Raw genomic sequence first — 19556 nt, 5'->3', positions numbered from 1 at the left:
AATAAAGACGTGACTTCAGCGCTATCTACGACTAAGACCATTCGTGATAGCGCTATTGTTTTACGCACCCAGGATCTGGGGGAGCACGACCGCATTATTATCCTGGCTACCCGGCAGCGGGGGATTCTGCACGCAGTAGCCAGGGGAGTGCGCAAGAGTAGCTCAAAGATTGGTGCCCGGCTCGAGCCCTTCATGCTGGTCGATATTTCGGCTGCCCCCGGTAAAAAACTCGCTACGATTTCGCAGGTTGTTACCCGCCGCGCCTATTTGGGGCCGATTATCAACGACTACACCCGTTACACGGTCGCAGCTGTCTTAGCCGAGGTGGCAGAACAACTGCTCAACCACGAACAAGAGCGCCTAGAGGAGCAGTTCACGCTATTAGCCGGCGCCCTCTCAGCCCTAGCGCGGGGCACCTACCCGCCCCACCGCGTCCTTGACTCCTACCTGCTACGAGCCCTGCACAGGGCGGGCTGGAGCATGGCCATTGGCGCCTGTGCCGCCTGCGGTAGCCTGGATGACCTCACCTATTTTTCCCCCTCCCTGGGGGTGCTGTGCACCGGGTGTGCGCGCACCGGTAATTTCCCTCAGCTCAGCCCACTGGCTCCTGAAGAACCTGCCTATTTAGCGGCTCTGGCCACCGGCGACTGGCCCGGCATTTTGAGCGAGCACCCGCCCGCGCTCCGGCAGAGGGCGGAACAGCATATCATGGACTATGTGCAGTGGCAGCTTGAGCGGCCGCTCAAAACTCTGACCACCCTAGAGAAGGAAATCTAGTTGATGACACCGGTGAAGCCCTACAGCCACCCCAGCGGCGCCGTAGCTCCTGCGATTCCGAGCAAGTTCGTGCCCCAGCACGTGGCCGTGGTGATGGACGGCAATGGGCGCTGGGCGAATGAACGCGGCCTACCCCGCAATGAGGGCCACCGAGCCGGTGAAGCAGCCCTGCTCGATGTGGTGGCTGGTGCTATCGAAATGGGTATTCCCTATGTTTCTGCCTACGCGTTTTCAACCGAGAACTGGCGTCGCAGTCCCGACGAGGTCGCCTTCCTCATGCGGTTCTCCTCTGAGGTTCTAGAACGTCAGCTAGAGACCCTCAAGAGCTGGGGGGTGCGCATCCGCTGGGCCGGCCGTCGGCCCAAGCTCTGGAAGTCGGTTATCAAGCTGCTCGAAAAGTGCGAAGAAGAAACCAAGTACAACACCCTGTGTACCCTGACCATGTGCGTCAACTACGGGGGTAGGGCAGAAATTGCGGACGCCGCCGCCCTGATTGCCGAGGACGTCGCAGCCGGGCGCCTCAAGCCCAAGCACATCAACGAAAAAATCTTTCAGAACTATCTCGACGAGCCTGACCTGCCCGACGTTGATCTTTTCCTCCGAACCTCGGGTGAACAGCGTTTCTCTAACTTCCTTCTCTGGCAGAGTGCCTATGCCGAGATGGTCTTTATGAACGTGCTCTGGCCCGATGTTGACCGTACGGTACTGTGGCAGGCGGTAGAAGAATATGCCCTCCGCGACCGCCGCTACGGAGGGGCCGTTGATAAGGTGACCCAACCCTAAGTTTCCTCCCATACTAGGCGAAAGCCGCGGCTGAAAGGGGTCCGATATGCGGATCTACCCAACCCTGTTTAAACTCTTCTTCAAACCCATGGACGCCGAGAAAGCGCACCATGTGGGCATGTGGGGGGTGCAGACCCTTCGCCGCACCGGTATTTCTCGCCTGGGGGGCCGCTACTTTGCGCCACACCCGTCACTGGCTACCGAGGTCATGGGCCTTACTTTCCCCTCGCCTTTCGGCGTTGCTGCTGGTTTTGATAAGGGCGGTAAGGCAATTCCGGCGCTGGGTAACCTGGGTTTTGGACACATTGAAATCGGCACTATTACCGGTCAGGCTCAGCCGGGCAACCCCCAGCCCCGCCTTTTCCGCCTGGTAGATGATAAGGCCATTATTAACCGCATGGGCTTCAATAACGATGGGGCGGCAGCAGCTGGGCCCCGTGTCGCTGCCGCCCGCGCGGACCTTGAAGCCGAATATCGGGGTAAGGTACGCCCCGTCATTGGTGTCAATATCGGTAAAACCAAGGTGGTAGCCCTTAAGGACGCCATCGAGGACTACTTGGTGAGCACTCGGGTGCTTGCGCCCCAGGCTGACTATCTCGCTGTAAATGTCAGCTCACCGAATACTCCGGGTCTGCGTGACCTTCAGGCGATTGAGACTCTTGAACCTCTACTTGAGGCTGTACGTGCTGAAGCCGACCGCGTTGTGCAGGGGCGCCGCGTGCCCCTGGTCGTGAAGATTGCTCCTGATCTGGCCGATGAAGATATTAAGGACGTTGCCGCGATGGCTCTGCGTCTGGGGTTAGATGGCATTATTGCCACGAACACCACGATTGCTCGTGAAGGGCTGGGCCTGGTTAGCCCTCGAGCTAAGGTTGAGGAAATTGGCGCAGGTGGACTCTCAGGCGAGCCCCTCAAGAAGCGTTCACTTGAGGTTCTCCGTCTGCTGAAAGCTGAGGTGGGGGACCAGCTGGCTCTTATCTCGGTAGGTGGCGTTACCACTGCTCAGGACGTCGCTGACCGCCTGGATGCGGGCGCCAATCTGGTGCAGGGTTACTCTGCTTTCATCTACGAAGGCCCCCTGTGGGCAGCTCATATTAATCGTGGACTATTGAAATTGCGGAAAACCCGCTAGACTAGACACGTGAGATCATGACACAAAGGGGCGCTACCTCTCTAGAGAGGTAACGCCCCTTTGTATTTAAAGGTTCAAGCTAACGGATTTTTACTCCGTTGTGGCCTTACTTGGGGTATTCACCGCGCTTTACCTGAGGCTTGGGTAGGCGGAAGCGACGAAGCATCATGACGCGATTGAAGGCGTAGAAGCCGGAGCGGGGCTCGATGGAGCCAAACTTTTCGGTCAACTTCTTCTTGAGACCGCGCCACATAATCATGTAGTCGATGACCCAGAGCAGAATCATGCCCCACATCAGCAAGATGGTGTACCGCTGCATGCTGGGGGAGAAAAGGCCCACGATGAAGACAGCCAGAATAACGATGATCATGATGTCACCTACGTTGAAACGGGCATCAACGTAGTCACGGATGTAGCGGCGCTGGGGGCCACGATCGTTGGCGGGCAGGTAGCGCTCATCGCCGGTTTGCAGGGCCTGCTGTTGCTTTGCCCGGAACTCGCGGTCAGCTTCACGCTGGGCGTCCTTTGCAGCCTTGCGGTCTGCGGGAACCAGGGGAGTGCGGCGGGCAGCTTCACGTTCTTTACGGGAAGGGGTAGGACGTCCCTTGGGCGCGGTGTACCCCGGCTGGGTGGTTTCAGGGGCTTCGCTTGCTACCGGAGTAGCCTCGGCAACCACAGAACCAGCATTTTCTGATGATTTCTTATTACGACCAAACACCCCTTAAGAATAACCAAGTTCGTGCGTAGATATACAGTCAGAGCGTATTCTGAGATGTATGACAACACACGATTTTGATTTTTCTGCCCGCCCGGCTCTAGCAACCTACATCGAAGAGAACTTTGAAGCTCAGCTTGAGCATCTAGCTGAGCTCGTGGCTATCCCTTCTGTTGCCTGGGAGTCTTTTGATCTTACTGAGGTACAGCGCAGTGCCGAAAAGGTGAAGAGCCTGGCGGAGGACGCCGGTTTTGAAAGTGTTGAGATTCTCTCAGCAACCTACGGGGAAGGCCAGCAGGGTATGCCTGCGGTCGTAGCCCACTCACCGGCTGCACCTGGCTTCCCCACCTTCTTGCTCTATGCCCACCACGATGTGCAACCAGCTGGCGACCGCTCCCTCTGGGAGACCGAGCCTTTTGTCGCCACTCGCAAGGGCGATCGCCTCTACGGCCGCGGAGCTGCGGACGACAAGGCCGGCGTCATCGCCCACCTGGCCGCTTTTAAGGCTGCGCGCGAAGTACTAGGTGACGACTTTAAGGTTGGCGTCACCCTCTTTATCGAGGGCGAGGAAGAAGCTGGTTCACCCAGCTTTGATAGCTTCCTGCATACCTACCGTGACAAGCTTGCTGGCGACTACATCGTTGTAGCAGACTCGGCTAACTGGAAAACCGGCGTACCTGCTCTTACCGCGGGCCTGCGTGGTGTAGCAAGCGGTGATATCTCTGTACGCGTGAGCAGCCACTCGGTTCACTCCGGCATGTTTGGCGGCCCCCTGCTGGACGCCAACACCGTCCTTATCCAGCTACTCGCCACCCTACACGATACTCAAGGTTCAGTTGCAGTTGAAGGTTTAGTTACTGCACCTGAACCTGACGTTGAATACCCTGAGACCGATTTCCGCACCGATTCTGGCATTCTCGACAGCATGAAGCTGGCAGGTCAGGGTTCCATTTCCTCCCGCCTCTGGTCCCAGCCCGCTATCTCCGTCATCGGCATGGACATCACCTCGGTTGCCGAGTCCTCAAACACCATTGCTGCCACAGCCAAGGCGCGCATCAGCGTCCGCCTGGCTCCCGGTCAGGATCCCGCCGCAGCCCATCGGGCACTTACCGAGCACTTCGCCCGCCACAACCATCACGGGGCAGAGGTGACCTACCATGCCGAAGACTCCGGCCAGCCCTACCAGGCCGACCTTTCTGGCAGTGGCGCCCAGCTAGCCCTGGCAGCGCTGGGGGAGGCCTGGGGAGTTGAGCCTGTCACCACCGGCATGGGCGGGTCCATCCCCTTCATTGCGACCCTCACCGAGGTCTACCCCGAGGCCCACATCCTGATTACCGGCATCGAAGACCCCGACACCCGCGCCCACAGCGCCAATGAGTCCCTCTTCATCCCCGACTTCCAGAAGGCAATCCTGGCTGAGGCCCTTATGCTGGCGGCAGCTCACACCGCCAACTAGGAATTCACTTGACTGCGAACATCTCGCGCCCCGCACCCAAGAGGCGTAAGATTGACATCAAAACACCCCACGAAAGGATTGCTCATGTCTGAGGCAGTACTTGAAGATCTCCCCACCCACGGCGTTAACCTCACCGAGGTTGCAGCCGGTAAGGTTCGTTCCCTGCTTGAGCAGGAAGGACGCACCGACCTGCGCCTGCGCATCGCCGTGCAGCCCGGCGGCTGTTCAGGCCTGATTTACCAGCTCTACTTCGACGAGCGCGTGCTCGACGGTGACGCCGTCCGCGACTTCGACGGCGTAGAAGTCATCGTTGATCGTATGAGTGTTCCCTACCTCGAAGGCTCAACCATCGACTTCGAAGACACCATTCAGAAGCAGGGGTTCTCCATCGATAACCCCAACGCCCAGGGCTCCTGCGCCTGTGGAGATTCCTTCCACTAAGCGTCTACCCAGCCCGCTTCACACGTGGGGGTATGCTCCGGCATACCCCCACTTTTCTGTTTCAGCCCGCCCAAACATGAAATACTTATGTAATGACACGTCAGTTCATTGACAGGTTGTCACCAGAAACGCCCGTTTGAGGGTAAGCTCGTATTGAAAGAATTAACACCTGGGTTAATGCTGTCCACACACAGCACCAGGTGACACGCACATCGCTACAGGAAGGGCCGTCTGTGAGTTCGCAGCATCGAACCAGCAGCAAGGGGCTTAAGGGCAAGGCAGTAGCCGCTGCCACAGCCGTTTCAGCGCTGCTCTTGACCGGTTGTTCAGAACAGGCATCAGTGGGCTGGCTGCCCACTCAGCGTGGTGTAACCGATAACGCCGATACCATCATGGACCTCTGGATTGGTACATGGATCGCTGCGTTGGCTGTAGGTCTTGTGACCTGGGGCCTCATGCTTTGGTGCATCATCGCCTACCGCCGTCGCAAGTACGAAACCGGCTACCCCCGCCAGGTGAGCTACCACGCTCCGCTGGAAATTTTCTACACCGCTATCCCGATCATCCTGATCGTCAGCTTCTTCACCTTCTCAGACCGTGCCGAGCGCGAAATCACCGCTCCCAAGTCTGAAACCGCCGATGTCACCATCGAGGTTTACGGTAAGCAGTGGGCATGGGACTTCAACTACCTCGACGAAAACGTCTACTTCGCCGGCGTCCAGGCTCGCCTCGACAAGGAAGGCAACGTAGGCGTTGAGGAAACTCTCCCCACCCTCTACCTGCCGGTCAACTCAACCGTAGACCTGCAGCTCAAGTCCCGTGACGTCATCCACTCCTTCTGGATTCCCGCCTTCCTTGAGAAGCGCGACACCATTCCCGGCATGACCAACCACATGTACTTCACCACCGGTTCCGAGCCTGCTCGCTACCAGGGTAAGTGTGCCGAACTCTGCGGTGAGTACCACTCAGAGATGCTCTTCAACGTTGAAGTTGTCAGCCAGGAAGACTACGACGCCTACATCCAGTCACTGGAAGATGAAGGCAACATTGGCCGTCTGGGTGACGAGTACAACCGTAACCCCAACATGAACACCAACAACTAAGAGGTAACCCGTGACTACTCTTGAGTATTCAGCTGAGACAGCCGGTAGCGTTGTCCCGCGGGTGGTTCCTAAGTCCAAGGGACGAATCATCGTCAATTGGCTGACTTCCACCGACCACAAGACCATCGGGTACATGTACCTGATCGCTGCGTTTATTTTCTTCTGCTTTGCCGGTGTCATGGCTCTGCTTATGCGCCTGGAGCTCTTCACCCCCGGTATGCAGTTCCTCGAAACCAAGGAACAGTTCAACCAGCTCTTCACCATGCACGGCACCCTGATGCTGCTCATGTTTGGTACCCCGCTGTTCACCGGTTTCGCTAACGTCCTGGTACCCCTGCAGATTGGTGCACCCGACGTTGCCTTCCCCCGCCTGAACTCCCTGGCCTTCTGGTTCTTCCTGTTCGGCTCACTGGTCGCCATCGCTGGCTTCCTTACCCCCCAGGGTGCAGCTTCCTTCGGCTGGTTCGCATACGCTCCGCTGAACAGCACCACCTACAGCCCCTCTGTCGGTGGTGACCTCTGGATCTTCGGTCTGGCTCTTCAGGGCTTCGGCACCATCATGGGTGGCGTCAACTTCCTGACCACCATCCTCTGCATGCGCGCCCCCGGTATGACCATGTGGCGTATGTCGGTCTTCACCTGGACCACCCTGATCACCGCAATCCTGATCATCATGATCTTCCCGCCGCTGGCGTCCGCCCTGTTCGCCCTCGGTATGGATCGCCGTCTCGGTGGCCACATCTTCGACCCCGAAAACGGTGGCGCCGTCCTCTGGCAGCACCTCTTCTGGTTCTTCGGTCACCCCGAGGTTTACGTTCTGGCTCTGCCCTTCTTCGGCATCGTTTCAGAAATTATCCCCGTCTTCTCACGTAAGCCGATTTTCGGTTACAAGGGTCTGATTTTTGCAACCATCGCTATTGCGGCTCTGTCAGTTACCGTGTGGGCACACCACATGTACGTCACCGGCGCGGTCATGCTGCCCTTCTTCTCCTTCATGACCATGCTGATTGGTATTCCTACCGGCGTGAAGTTCTTCAACTGGATCGGCACCATGTGGCAGGGCTCCATCACCTTTGAGACCCCCATGCTCTGGGTTATCGGCTTCCTGATCACCTTCCTCTTCGGTGGTATCACCGGTATTATCCTGGCAACCCCGCCGCTGGACTTCCACCTGTCTGACTCCTACTTCGTGGTCGCTCACTTCCACTACGTCATCTTCGGTACCCTCGTCTTCGGTATGTTCGCAGCTCTCTACTTCTGGTGGCCCAAGTTCACCGGCAAGATGCTGAACGAGCGCCTGGGCAAGATCCACTTCTGGCTGCTGTTCATCGGCTTCCACATGACCTTCCTCATCCAGCACTGGCTCGGTGTCGACGGCATGCCCCGCCGCTACGCAGACTACATGCCTGAAGATGGCTTCACCTGGATGAACCAGCTCTCAACCGTAGGCTCCATGATTCTGGCAATCTCCATGATTCCCTGGTTCTGGAACGTCTACACCACTGCCCGCAACGGCAAGCGTGTTGAGGTTGATGACCCCTGGGGCTTCGGTGGCTCACTGGAATGGGCAACTTCTTGCCCGCCCCCGCGCCACAACTTCACCGCCCTGCCCCGTATCCGTTCAGAGCGTCCTGCACTTGACCTGCACCACCCTGAACTGTCCACCAACAATGACGTCGCTGCAGCAGCCCGCCAGGCAACTGCACGCTAGGAGGCCACTGTGAAACTTCTTGCTAAGATTTTCGGTTTCATCGGCGTCTTCCTGATTCCCGTTGGCATTGTCTACGGTCTGATGACTGACTTCACCGAGTGGGCCGGTTTCCCCGCGATTCTGGCTACCGCCGTGATGTGTCTCTTCCTCTGGTACTTCCTGAACTTCACCGACAAGAAGCACCCCGACATGCCCTACGAGAACCTCGAAGGTGAAATCGCTGATGGCGCTGGCGACTACGGCTTCTACTCACCGTGGTCATGGTGGCCCCTCTTCATCGGTGTTGCTTGCACCATCGTTGTTGTAGGTCTGGCTATCGACTGGTGGATCGTACTCGTTGCCATCCCCTTCGCAGCAGCAGCTGTTCTGGGTTGGGTTTACGAATACAACCGCGGCGACCACGCCCACTAAGAGTCTTACCTGGCTCAAGGGGTGGGGCCCCTATCCGAGAGGATAGGGGCCCCACCCTTTTTTGTGCCATTTTTAGATTGCTGAGGGGAGGTTGGGAGGACGGCACAGGACGGCACAGGACGGCACAGGACGGCACAGGACGGCACAGGACGGCACAGGACGGCACAGGACGGCACAGGACGGCACAGGACGGCACAGGACGGCACAGGACGGCACAGGACGGCACAGGAGCCAGCCTGACCCTGCCAGCCCACCCTAGGAGTGCGACACGCCGAACCGCTCAAAGAATCTTTAACTATGTGATGAACCGTCAAGAGCACCCGCCAACATAGCTCCCTGAGCTGGGAGACCATCCCTGTGGCGGGCGCTCAGCGACACGCCCCCGGTTCAGACGGCGCGCTGTGCCCCCCCCCCGCGTCCTCGATGCACAGAAAAGCAGTTCAAAGAGGTATAAGGGACTCCGTGAGCTAGGGGAGAGCCACCTCATTTACCCTGCATAATACCCCTGCATCTTGCGCAGAACGGGGCCAGCACACGCGGCCTCGGGAGTGCGCTACTTTTTTTCAGAGCCGTCATGGCTGCATAGGGGAGCAGAGCTAAACCCAACAAACTAGTTTTGGCTCCTAAAAGGCTCAGGAAGCCCTTAGAGGCGATGATTGGCTCGGTCATTGATAACCAATCACGCGGGGCCAGTAAAAGCCTGTTAAAACACGTGTGGGGCACCCCGTCAGGGGTGCCCCACACTGTTACTACAACCGTATGTTATTTTTCGATTGAGTCGGCCTTGTGGCCGTCAACCTCATGTGCACCGTGGTGCTCATGGTGAGCTGCTTCGAGCTCAGCGGGAGTTACGGCAACTACGCGGTCTTCGAACCAGATCTTTGAGAGACCTGCGCGGGTCTTCTCGATCAGGCCAACCTTGCCCTTCTTGTTGGGCTGAGCCGGGATGGGCTCGGGTGACTCGAAGGAGACCAGCTCGTAGCGGCGGTATTCATCGAGAGGCTTGTGAACCTCGATGAACTCACCGTGGGGGAGCTGGACGACCTTACCGGTTTCGATACCGTGCAGTACGAGCTCACGGTCCTTACGCTGCAGAGCCAGGCAGATGCGCTGGGTGATGAAGAAGCCAATGAGGGGACCGAATACGAAGGTAAAGCGGAGCCAGTAGGCAACGTCGTTCAGCGATACATGGAAGTGAGTTGCGATTAGGTCGGAGCTTGCCGCGATCATCAGGGATGCGTAGCCAATGATGCCTGCTACACCCACACCGGTACGGAAGGGGGCGTTGCGGGGGCGGTCCAGGATGTTGTGGACGCGGTTGTCCTTGGTAACCCACTGCTCAATCCAGGGCCAGAAGACCATGGCCATCATGACTGAGCCAGCCATCAGAGCGAAGGGGAGAAGGACACTCAGAACCCAGGTGCCACCGAGGAATTCGAATTCCCAGGGCCAGGGCCAGACGCCGGGCCACAGACGCAGGGCGCCGTCACCGAAGCCTACGTACCAGTCAGGCTGGGTACCGGCCTGTACCGGTGAGGGGTCGTAGGGGCCGTAGTTCCAAATCGCGTTGATGGTAAAGGTTGCGCCGAGGAAGGCGATGATACCGAACACGATGAAGAAGAAACCGCCAGCCTTGGCTGCGTAGACGGGGCCCACGGGGAAGCCAACGACGTTGTTCTCGGTGCGGCCGGGGCCGGGGTACTGGGTGTGCTTGTGCAGTACAACCATGAACATGTGAATAGCCACGAGCAGCAGAAGCATCGCGGGGATAATCATGATGTGCAGGGTGTAGAGGCGACCAATCACAGCGGTACCGGGGAACTCGCCACCGAAGAAGAAGAGCGAGATGTAGGTACCAACCAGCGGGATTGACTTGAAAATACCGTCAATAATGCGCAGACCGTTACCTGAGAGCACGTCATCGGGCAGTGAGTAGCCGGTGAAGCCAGCCAGAATACCGATGATGAGCAGGGTGCAACCAACAACCCAGTTCAGTTCACGAGGGCGGCGGAAAGCGCCGGTGAAGAAGACGCGCAGCATGTGCACAGTCATCGCCATCATGAACATCAGAGCTGCCCAGTGGTGAATCTGACGCATCAGCAGACCACCGCGGACGTCAAAGGAGATGTCCAGGGCAGAGGCGTAGGCGGCAGACATGTGGGTGCCCTTCATGGGGACGTAGGAACCGTCGTAGGTTACCGACACCATGGTGGGGTTGAAGAAGAAGGTGAGGAAGGTACCTGAGATGATCAGGATAACCAGGCTGTAGAGCGCAACTTCACCGAACATGAATGACCAGTGATCGGGGAAGATTTTGCGACCGAATTCCTTGATGATGCCTGAAGCACCAACACGCTGATCAACGTAGTGGGCGATACGACCGGTTGAGGTCTTTGCCTTGTAATCAGACTGCATTGAAGTCGACATTATGCTTCACCTGCCATTTCCTTGATGTGCTTTGCACGCTCCCAGTAGCCGGGGCCAACGGGCTCGTGGAAGTCACTCTGGGCGACCAGGTAGCCTTCGGAGTCAACTGCGATGGGCAGCTGGGGCAGGGCGTGGCCTGCGGGACCGAAGATAACCTTGCACTCTTCTGCCGCGTCAAAGGTTGACTGGTGGCAGGGGCAGAGCAGGTGGTGGGTGCGCTGCTCGTACAGAGCGATGGGGCAGCCTACGTGGGTACAAACCTTGGAGTAGGCGTAGATGCCGTCAACGTTCCAGTTTTCGCGACCGGGGGTGACCTTCTTGATGTCAGCAGGATCCAGACGCATAAGCAGTACAACGGCCTTTGCCTTTTCCTCGAGGTAGCCATTTTCGTGAGTCAGGCTTGAGAGGGTTTCGGGAAGGACGTGGTAAGCAGAGCCGAGGGTAACATCAGCAGCCTTAATGGGGGTGCCGGAGGGGTCGCGCACGAGGCGGACGCCTTCGTCCCACAAGGTGTACTTGAGTACAGAGGGATCTGCGGGGCCCAGGTCACGGAACAGGGTGACGAAGGTGAGGGGAGCGAGGATAACGGAACCGATGAGGGTGTTACGAAGAAGCGGGCGACGCTTGATGCCTGATTCTTCGATGATGGTTTCAACGATTTCCTGAGCCTCTGCACGGTCTTCTTCTGAAGTAACCGCGTGACGCTCTTCGACCATTTCGTGGTCGGGCATAAGTGAGCGTGCCCAGTGGACGATACCGATACCGATACCGAACATGGCAAAAGCGATGCCGAGACCCAGCAGAAGGTTCTGCAGACGAAGCATGTTGTTTGCTTCGGGGTTCATGACATCGTAGAAGTTGCCGGTTACCTCGACACCGAAGTAGCCGACCCAGAAAAGCAGGGAGCCCAGCATGGAGATGACGAATAGTAGAACTACCTGTCGCTCGGCACCCTTAGCTTTTTTGGAATCGACGTCGGTGAGTCGGGGAGCGTGCGGGGGAAGTCCGGGGTTAGCGAACTTCTCCTGGCTTGCTGCCTCAGAGGTAACTACGGCAGCCTTTTCATGTGCGCCGTCACTATGGTTTCCCATGTGTTGCCTCAAATCTTCCTTGGTACGAAATTTATGTGTGTGCGTGAGCTTATGCAGCTCGTGAAGTCAGCCAGAGGGTGAAAGCAATGACGATGACCAGGCCGAGAGTCCAGATCAGAAGACCTTCAGACACGGGGCCGAGTGAGCCAAGCTTGAAACCACCAACCGATGCGTTTACTTCCTGTGACTTCAGGTAGGTAATAACATCGCGCTTTTCTTCGGGGGTGATGTTTGCGTCGTTAAAGACGGGCATGTTCTGGGGGCCAGTTTCCATAGCCTCGTAAATGTGCTTCTCTGAAACGCCCATCAGGGTAGGAGCAAACTTACCGCGGGTAAGAGCACCACCTACGCCTGCCGCGTTATGGCACATAGCGCAGTTAGCCAGGAATACCTTTGCACCGTTGGCTGCATCGCCCTTGGAAACATCAAGGTACTCTTCCTCGGGGATGGTGGGACCTGCACCGAGTGATGCAACGTAGGCTGAGAGCTGCATCGTCTGCTCTTCGTTGAACTGTCCGGGCTTCAGCTGAGCCTGAACGCCCTGCATCTGCATGGGCATACGGCCGGTGCCTACCTGGAAGTCAACAGCAGCTGCACCAACACCAATAAGTGCCGGGCCGTCTACTGATCCTTCTGCGTTAGTACCGTGGCAGGTAGCGCAGTTGGCCAGGAAAAGTTTCTGACCTTCTGAGATGTCTTCTGCAGTGTAGGTGGTGCTTGTAGCGGCTTGAGCCTCGTTAGTAGCCGTGGCAACTGCGTAGAGGCCACCAGATAGAAGGAGGGCAAGGGCAAGCAACACGAGAGCTGCGAGCGGATGACGTCGCTTTTGAGAAAGTGCCTTCACGTCGTTGTTCCTTTGTGTGTGTGCTAGTTGGTTTACTTTTAGCGGTTACCGGTTACTTGAGGAAGTAGACGATGAAGAACAGTGCGATCCACACGACGTCTACGAAGTGCCAGTAGTAAGAAACAACGATTGCTGAGGTTGCTTCGTAGTGACCGAAACGCTTAGCAACATAGGCGCGACCGATGATCAGCAGGAAGGCGATCAGGCCGCCAGTTACGTGGATTGCGTGGAAACCGGTGGTGATGTAGAAAGCTGAGCCGTAAGCACTTGACGCGATGGTCATACCTTCAGCTACAAGGTTTGCGTATTCGTAAGCCTGAACTGAAACGAAGAACGCACCCATGATGAAGGTGAGCAGGAACCACTCGATCATGCCCCATTCTCGGACATTGAAGAGGGAACCGGTACGGCGGGGCTTGAGTTGTTCAGCTTTGAAAACACCGAACTGGCAGGTAACAGAGCTCAGCACCAGCACGATGGTGTTGGCGAGAGCGAGCGGGACTTCAAGCAGCGGGGTGTTCTCAGCCCAGATATCGGGGCGAGAAGCACGCAGGGTGAAGTACATTGCGAACAGGCCGGCGAAGAACATGAGCTCTGAGGCGAGCCAAACAACAGTGCCAACAGACACCTGGTTGGGTCGATTCAGAGCGGCATGCGCCGACTTACTTGGGGTATGGGTTGCAGTTGTCACATAGACATTATGTCTGTAAAACTGCCCGTGAACCAATAGGTAAGGGGGTTTGCTAGGAGGTGTGTTGTAAATCCTGCATATCTACCCCCTAATCTAGGGGTTTTTGGCAGAAGCTTGGCGACACGTTATATGTAAAACTTACGTAACCCACATTCCGATTCATCTGAAAGTAAAAGCTGGGCTGGGGCCTATCTCACGAGGTCGCTCAGAGTGCAAAAGAGCCGTAGAATGTGAGCCATGACAGGCACCATCACGTGGAAACTTATTCTTAATCAGCTCGTAGCCCAGCAGGATCTTGCACCAGCTCAGATTGAGTGGGCTATGCAAGATATCATGTCAGGCTCTACACCTGAGGCTATCATCGGGGCGTTCCTTGTTGGACTTCATGTTAAAGGTGAAACTCCTGAAGAGCTTGCAGCCCTAGCGCAAGGCATGCTTGACAAGGCAGAACACATCGAAGTTACCCGAGATGCAGTGGATATTGTAGGCACCGGGGGAGACCAGCAGAATACCGTCAATATTTCTACTATGGCTTCCTTGGTCATTGCAGGTGCCGGAGTGCCAGTTATTAAACACGGCAATAGAGCATCTTCATCCTCAAGTGGAAGTGCAGACGTGCTGGCAGAACTTGGCATAAACCTTGACCTAAGCATTAAGGATGTTGCGGGTGCAGTTGAAGCTGCTGGTATCACTTTCCTCTTCGCCCAGGTTTTCCACCCGTCAATGCGTCATGTGGCACCGACTCGCCGCTCCATCGCCGTCCCAACAGCCTTTAACTATCTTGGCCCCATGACTAACCCGGCCCGTGTACGAGCCTCTGCCATCGGTGTTGCTGACGCCGAAATGGCGGAGAAAATCGCTGCCGTTTTTGCCTCACGTGGTGATCATGCGCTGATTTTCCGCGGAAATGATGGCCTGGACGAAATTACCATCACCGGTGAATCGCAAGTTTGGGAAACCTTCAATGGGGGAGTTGAGCACCATTCACTAACCCCCACCGATTTTGGTATTGAATGCGCCACCCTGGACGATCTACGCGGGGGAGATGCCCAGCATAACGCCCAGGTTGTGCATCAGGTTCTCGATGGGACTCCCGGCCCAATCCTCAACGCGGTTTTACTGAATGCTGCAGCAGGCTTGACTGCTTACCGTCCGGTCGACGGCAGGCCTTTTACCGAACGCTTTGAGGAAGCCCTGCGGGACGCTCGCCAATCAGTAGAATCAGGTAAAGCTAAGGCTGTGCTTGAACGTTGGATTGCTTACAGCAACAGTAAATAACAACATAAAGGTGTGGCCCCAGACTTTCTGGGGCCACACCTTTTAAAGACTGTCTACATCAAGAAATTTAGGCCTTGCGGCGTACCAAGCCAAGGATAAGGCGCCAGCCCACCAAGAAGACCAAGAGAGTAAGAGCTGAGACAAGAACAAAAGCAGTTGCCGCAGTATCGCCGAAGGAGAGGCGCAAGCCAAGCCCAAGCACCAGGGTGCTGACCCACATCATAAAACCTTCAAGCAAGAGGGGAAGCTGCCGCCTGGAGCTCACGGCCCACACACCAATATGGCCAGCGCAGGCCGCCAGTAAGAAAGGTGCGGCGGTGGCTAATAGCTGGGATAGCGGTTCCTGGTGGCTAGTGAGCCCGATAGTAATAAAAAGAAGGACGAGGGCCAGGTCAACCACGGCGCGAACCGGCTGGGAAAAATATTTACCTGAATCAACTGAACTGAGCATAGTTTTACTCTAACGCAGGAGCGCTAAGCTCAGCAGCTGTGGAGTAAGTCGAGGGCGTCAGGGGAGCATTTTTAGCTTTACTTTACATAATGTATATTATCGGCTTTATGGAAAGCCTGGCTGAGCTGGCCAAATCCTCTCATACCTCACGTAATGACTAGCACAGAGAAACCACATCAGGGAGAATAGATAAGTACTAACACACACCGACCTGTGGGAGGTACACATGATTGATTGGTTCGCACAGAACCTCTGGGCTTTCTGGCTCACCGCTGCGATTGTTCTAGCCATTATCGAGATTTTGATGCTCGACTTCATCTTTCTAATGATGGCCTTAGCTGCCCTGTCGGCAACACTGAGCACCACTTTCCTCGACTCCTTTGTTGGTCAGGTTGTTCTTTTTGCAGTTGTTAGCATCGCCCTTCTCTTAGGGCTCCGCCCACCGCTTATTAAGCGTTTCCATCAAAGCTCACCCAATATTGCGATGAACTCTGATGGGCTTATTGGCCAGGACGCTCTTATTACCCAGACGGTCACAGAGCAGGCAGGTCTTGCCCGTATCGCCGGTGATACCTGGACGGCCCGCCCCGAAAGCAACCAGCTGGTTCTCCCTGAAGGGTCAACAGCAACCGTGGTAGCCATTCGCGGTGCAACTGCCTACCTAGCCCCTCACACCACAAAATAACCTTTAACTTAAAGATTAAGGTCGTAACCTATGACAGCTTCAACCATCACCACAACCATCCTGCTTACAGCCCTCGTCCTCTTGGTGCTCATCACCCTGCTTAAGGCTGTACGTATTATTCCCCAGGCCCGTGCTGGCATCGTCGAACGTCTGGGTAAGTACCACACCACCCTCAACCCCGGCTTCCACGTCACCGTTCCCTTTATCGACCGCGTCCTGCCCCTCATTGACCTGCGTGAACAGGTCGTGTCCTTCCCCGCCCAGTCTGTCATCACCGAAGATAACCTGGTCGTCGGTATCGATACCGTGGTCTACTTCCAGGTGACCGACCCCAAGGCCGCGACCTACGAAATCACCAACTACATCCAGGCGGTAGACGAGCTGACCAGCGCCACCCTGCGCAATGTCGTCGGTGGTCTCAACCTCGAAGAAACCCTGACCTCCCGCGACCAGATTAACAGCGAGCTGCGAGGGGTTCTCGACAGCACCACCGGCCGCTGGGGCATCCGCGTCTCCCGCGTCGATATCAAGGAAATTCAGCCCCCGCACTCCATCCAGGACTCCATGGAAAAGCAGATGCGAGCAGAGCGTGACCGCCGAGCCGCAATCCTGACCGCTGAAGGCCAGAAGCAGTCCCAGATTCTAACCGCCGAGGGTGACTCCCGTGCTGCGATTCTACGAGCAGAAGGTGAAAAGCAGTCCCAGATTCTAACCGCCGAGGGTGACGCTAAGGCAGCTATCCTGCGTGCTGACGGTGAAGCCCAGGCTATCCAGAAGGTCTTCCACGCAATCCACGCCTCGAATCCCAGCCAGAAGCTACTGACCTACCAGTACCTGCAGACCCTGCCCAAGCTAGCCGAGGGCGATGCTAACAAGCTCTGGTTCATTCCCACCGAGCTGGGCGATGCCCTGCGCGGTATCGGCAACGCATTCTCACCCCTGGGCAATGAAGGCGCACCTGAGACCGAGGAAGAGTCTACCCCTGCGACTCCCCCGTCCTCTCCCCTGGTTGACACCCCGGTGATCCGTGTGACCCCTGAAGACCTCAACCCCAACCTCGACAAGCTCGATAGCGGCGTTGAAATCCCTCAGGAGGGCGAGCTCCCTACCGACGAATCAGCTGAGGGCACAGACCCCCACAGCCCCGGCGCCTAAAGGTTATAATGGGTATTTGGCCTGCACGGTTTACCCGCCTTTGAGTAGTCACAAACCTGCAAGCACTTCAGTCACCGTTTATGGAGGAAGAAAATGAGCGATCGCAGCCTGCGCGGTATGCGCCTGGGTTCACAGTCAATGGAAACCGAATCAGGCGTGGAGCCGGCTCCCCGCCAGCGTGTGGAATACCGCACCGAAGACGGTGAACGAGTCTTCGTTACCTTCGCGCAGGAAGCTGAGATTCCCGCAACCTGGACAGCCAAGTCCGGCAAGGAGGCCTTCCTAGTTTCTGGCGACGGCAAGGTTGAAGAGAACGCTGAAAAGCCTGTTCGTACCCACTGGGACATGCTCCTGGAGCGCCGTAGCGTCGAAGAACTCGAAGAGACCCTGCAGCAGCGTCTTGAGATTTACCGGGAGCGTCACGCCCTCTAGGCTAGCTTCCCTCTAAGACGAAGGGCCCCGCCAGTTATCTGGCGGGGCCCTTCGTCTATCAACTGCTATTACTTCTTGATGATGGAGCGGACGCGCTCTGCTCGGGCGGTCAAGCCCCAGCGGGTTACCTTGGTCATGGAGTCAACGATGATGTTGCCGTCCATCTTGGAGCTACCGATTTCACGCTCTACGAAGGTGATGGGTACTTCTACAATTTTCAGGCCGGCCTGCTCGGAGCGCCAGGCCAAATCAACCTGGAAGACGTAGCCCTTGGAGTCAATGCCTTCGAGGTTAAGCTTCTGCAGGGCTTCGCGGCGGTAGGCGCGGTAGCCCGCGGTGATGTCTTTAACCTTGGTGCCCAGAATCAGGCGGGTATAAAGGTTGGCTCCGCGGGAAAGGATCTGGCGGTGCAGGGGCCAGTTTTTGGTTTTGCCGCCGGGTACGTAGCGGGAACCGATAGCTAGGTCGGCTCCCCCTTCGATTGCCTGCAGGAGCAGGGGCAGCTGTTCGGGCTGGTGGGAGCAGTCGGCGTCCATCTCAACGAGCACGTCGTAACCAGCCTCAAGGCCCCAGTCGAAGCCTGCCAGGTAGGCACCGCCCAGGCCGTCCTTAACGGTGCGGTGGAGGACGTTGATGTGGCTGTCTTCTGCTGCCATGGAGTCGGCAAGCTGGCCGGTGCCATCGGGGCTGTTGTCGTCGACGACGAGGATGTCGCAGTCGGGCACGGCTGCGCGCAGGCGCTCTACTACGATGGGAAGGTTTTCCTTCTCATTGTAGGTAGGAATCACGGTTAGTACTCGCATGCGGTCTCCTTGTCATGGCCCATCTGAATCGTGGGACGGCGTGTAAACCAGTTTTTCATTATATAGGGTGCAGGTTCCTCGAGCGTGTATTGATAGCCCCGGGGTCTGAGGTGACGCCTAGCCCACTTTGTGGCCGTTGCGGTACAGGCTGACCAGCTCGGGGCGGGGTACGTCGGGGGCCAGGACAGGGAGCAGGGGGGTGCGGGCGCGCGGGTCGGTGCTCCAGGCGGCAATACGACTGTCGGGGGTCTGCACGATGAGTTCGGTGATGGTCCAGAGGGCGCAGTGGGCGGGGGCTCCGGGCACGAGCTGGCCGGTGAAGGGGTTGGGGGTAGACGCGGCGCGGTAGACCGCGCGGGTGCAGGCGGCAAAAGCGGCGCGAGCCGATACTGCCTGTTCTGTCTGTGCGGGATTGACGGCGGCGTTTACCAGCTCCCAGCCCAATAGTGAGGGTCGGGTACCGGGGTCTGACCCTAGGGTAACTGCAGCACCCGCCGCCAGGGCCCGGCCAAAGGCTTCGCCGGAGCGGTCGAAGTCGCCTGAGAAACCGAGGGTGACCTGTAGGTTTTTGGCTTGTTCCAGGTCACTGTGGTCTAGTTCGGTGAGACCCTCCAGGCTGGGGCTGATACGCAGACGGGCGAGGCCGTCAAGAGGCGCCAGATGAGCCAGGTACTCCCCTACCTGAGCCGCCTCGGTGACCACCAACATGAGCTGCAGGCGCTTTTCGGCCAGCAAAGCCAGTAACTGCGAGTTAAGCTCTCCAGGAGATGAGACAAAAATACCGCGGACGCCGGCGGGCAGCTCCCGGCCCCCTTCAAGGCTGTCTACGGGAAGGTAGTAGTCAGCAGCTACCGCAGGGTGCGCCGCCGGGAGCTCCTGCGCGAAATCAGTGAGCAGCAGGCGGGCATAGCCGTAGCCAGCTGCCGCTAGCTCATCGAGCAGGGCGGGAGCGTCCGCCCCGGTCGTAGAAGCCGCCGCTAGAGCAAAGCTGGGGGTGACCAGGCGTCCGCCCAGCTCCTGCACGGTCATGGAGGAATCCGCAATGGAGCGGGCACCGGCGTCCTGCCCCACCCACTCCACCTGGCCCTCGTTCATGACCAGGGCGGTAGCAAAGGGGTCAGCGGGGCTGTAGACAGAGCCATCGAGCATGACAGTTGCGGGCATCATTGC

At 57.4% G+C, this 19556-nt stretch carries 20 protein-coding genes; 12 read left to right on the top strand and 8 right to left on the bottom strand.

Annotated features, from left to right (window positions below; genetic code table 11):
• The first annotated feature begins 9 nt into the window (after positions 1-9).
• Genes recO through L6758_RS01995 form a run of 3 tightly spaced genes read left to right on the top strand, consistent with a single transcriptional unit; the run spans position 10 to position 2692 of the window.
• Positions 10-777, top strand: a complete 768-nt coding sequence (recO, locus tag L6758_RS02005) for a DNA repair protein RecO (RefSeq protein ID WP_237205237.1) — start codon at positions 10-12, stop codon at positions 775-777.
• A gap of 3 nt (positions 778-780) precedes the next feature.
• Positions 781-1560 carry an isoprenyl transferase gene (locus L6758_RS02000; protein WP_237205236.1) on the top strand — a complete coding sequence of 260 codons (780 nt, stop codon included), beginning with the start codon at positions 781-783 and terminating at the stop codon, positions 1558-1560.
• Between the two features lie 46 nt (positions 1561-1606).
• Positions 1607-2692: a quinone-dependent dihydroorotate dehydrogenase gene (locus tag L6758_RS01995; RefSeq protein ID WP_237198953.1), complete on the top strand. Its 1086-nt coding sequence runs from the start codon at positions 1607-1609 to the stop codon at positions 2690-2692.
• A 106-nt stretch (positions 2693-2798) separates the two neighbouring features.
• Here the strand turns inward: L6758_RS01995 and L6758_RS01990 are convergent, their stop codons facing one another.
• Positions 2799-3368: a DUF3043 domain-containing protein gene (locus L6758_RS01990; RefSeq protein WP_237193743.1), complete on the bottom strand. Its 570-nt coding sequence runs from the start codon at positions 3366-3368 to the stop codon at positions 2799-2801.
• Positions 3369-3468: 100 nt separating this feature from the next.
• Here L6758_RS01990 and L6758_RS01985 point away from each other — a divergent pair, with 100 nt between their 5' ends.
• The 5 genes from L6758_RS01985 to L6758_RS01965 all read left to right on the top strand — a co-directional run bounded on the left by L6758_RS01985 (position 3469) and on the right by L6758_RS01965 (position 8529).
• Positions 3469-4863, top strand: a complete 1395-nt coding sequence (locus L6758_RS01985) for a M20/M25/M40 family metallo-hydrolase (RefSeq protein WP_237205235.1) — start codon at positions 3469-3471, stop codon at positions 4861-4863.
• Between the two features lie 84 nt (positions 4864-4947).
• A complete protein-coding gene (locus L6758_RS01980) occupies positions 4948-5304 on the top strand; it encodes a HesB/IscA family protein (RefSeq protein ID WP_237185683.1) in 357 nt (118 codons plus the stop codon).
• Positions 5305-5537: 233 nt separating this feature from the next.
• On the top strand, positions 5538-6407 hold the full coding sequence (gene ctaC / locus L6758_RS01975; protein ID WP_237205234.1) for an aa3-type cytochrome oxidase subunit II: 870 nt from the start codon (positions 5538-5540) through the stop codon (positions 6405-6407).
• Between the two features lie 10 nt (positions 6408-6417).
• Positions 6418-8118 carry an aa3-type cytochrome oxidase subunit I gene (gene ctaD, locus L6758_RS01970; RefSeq protein WP_237205233.1) on the top strand — a complete coding sequence of 567 codons (1701 nt, stop codon included), beginning with the start codon at positions 6418-6420 and terminating at the stop codon, positions 8116-8118.
• A 9-nt stretch (positions 8119-8127) separates the two neighbouring features.
• On the top strand, positions 8128-8529 hold the full coding sequence (locus tag L6758_RS01965; protein WP_185172911.1) for a cytochrome c oxidase subunit 4: 402 nt from the start codon (positions 8128-8130) through the stop codon (positions 8527-8529).
• Between the two features lie 762 nt (positions 8530-9291).
• On the opposite strand, the gene qcrB is transcribed toward L6758_RS01965, so the two are convergent.
• Genes qcrB through ctaE form a run of 4 tightly spaced genes read right to left on the bottom strand, consistent with a single transcriptional unit; the run spans position 9292 to position 13582 of the window.
• Positions 9292-10956, bottom strand: a complete 1665-nt coding sequence (gene qcrB, locus L6758_RS01960; RefSeq protein WP_237204948.1) for a cytochrome bc1 complex cytochrome b subunit — start codon at positions 10954-10956, stop codon at positions 9292-9294.
• The gene (gene qcrA / locus L6758_RS01955; protein WP_237204947.1) at positions 10956-12047 is read right to left on the bottom strand and encodes a cytochrome bc1 complex Rieske iron-sulfur subunit; all 1092 of its coding nucleotides are present in this window, start codon (positions 12045-12047) and stop codon (positions 10956-10958) included. Before qcrA ends, qcrB begins: the two co-directional genes overlap by 1 nt.
• Positions 12048-12096: 49 nt before the next feature.
• On the bottom strand, positions 12097-12891 hold the full coding sequence (gene qcrC, locus L6758_RS01950; RefSeq protein ID WP_237204946.1) for a cytochrome bc1 complex diheme cytochrome c subunit: 795 nt from the start codon (positions 12889-12891) through the stop codon (positions 12097-12099).
• A gap of 52 nt (positions 12892-12943) precedes the next feature.
• Positions 12944-13582 (bottom strand): aa3-type cytochrome oxidase subunit III, encoded by a 639-nt coding sequence (gene ctaE / locus L6758_RS01945; RefSeq protein WP_237204945.1) that lies wholly within the window; start codon positions 13580-13582, stop codon positions 12944-12946.
• Between the two features lie 237 nt (positions 13583-13819).
• On the opposite strand from ctaE, the gene trpD reads away from it, so the two are divergent.
• Positions 13820-14860 carry an anthranilate phosphoribosyltransferase gene (gene trpD, locus L6758_RS01940; RefSeq protein WP_237204944.1) on the top strand — a complete coding sequence of 347 codons (1041 nt, stop codon included), beginning with the start codon at positions 13820-13822 and terminating at the stop codon, positions 14858-14860.
• Between the two features lie 67 nt (positions 14861-14927).
• Here the strand turns inward: trpD and L6758_RS01935 are convergent, their stop codons facing one another.
• Positions 14928-15311 (bottom strand): DUF3054 domain-containing protein, encoded by a 384-nt coding sequence (locus tag L6758_RS01935; protein WP_237204943.1) that lies wholly within the window; start codon positions 15309-15311, stop codon positions 14928-14930.
• Positions 15312-15537: 226 nt separating this feature from the next.
• Here L6758_RS01935 and L6758_RS01930 point away from each other — a divergent pair, with 226 nt between their 5' ends.
• The 3 genes from L6758_RS01930 (at position 15538) to L6758_RS01920 (ending at position 17583) form a co-directional block, all read left to right on the top strand.
• Positions 15538-15996 carry an NfeD family protein gene (locus tag L6758_RS01930; protein WP_237185677.1) on the top strand — a complete coding sequence of 153 codons (459 nt, stop codon included), beginning with the start codon at positions 15538-15540 and terminating at the stop codon, positions 15994-15996.
• Positions 15997-16026: 30 nt separating this feature from the next.
• Entirely contained in the window at positions 16027-17151 is a 1125-nt protein-coding gene (locus tag L6758_RS01925) for an SPFH domain-containing protein (RefSeq protein WP_237204942.1), read from the top strand.
• A gap of 93 nt (positions 17152-17244) precedes the next feature.
• Entirely contained in the window at positions 17245-17583 is a 339-nt protein-coding gene (locus L6758_RS01920) for an RNA polymerase-binding protein RbpA (RefSeq protein ID WP_135011868.1), read from the top strand.
• A 68-nt stretch (positions 17584-17651) separates the two neighbouring features.
• Here L6758_RS01920 and L6758_RS01915 read toward each other — a convergent pair whose 3' ends face one another.
• Entirely contained in the window at positions 17652-18386 is a 735-nt protein-coding gene (locus tag L6758_RS01915) for a polyprenol monophosphomannose synthase (protein ID WP_237204941.1), read from the bottom strand.
• 117 nt (positions 18387-18503) lie between these two features.
• The gene (locus tag L6758_RS01910; RefSeq protein ID WP_237204940.1) at positions 18504-19553 is read right to left on the bottom strand and encodes a hypothetical protein; all 1050 of its coding nucleotides are present in this window, start codon (positions 19551-19553) and stop codon (positions 18504-18506) included.
• Positions 19554-19556 lie beyond the last annotated feature (3 nt).

Source organism: Rothia nasimurium, from assembly GCF_928382285.1.
In the GTDB taxonomy this organism is placed as follows: Bacteria; Actinomycetota; Actinomycetes; order Actinomycetales; family Micrococcaceae; genus Rothia; species Rothia nasimurium_E.
This window is presented reverse-complemented; position numbering and strand designations above follow the sequence as displayed.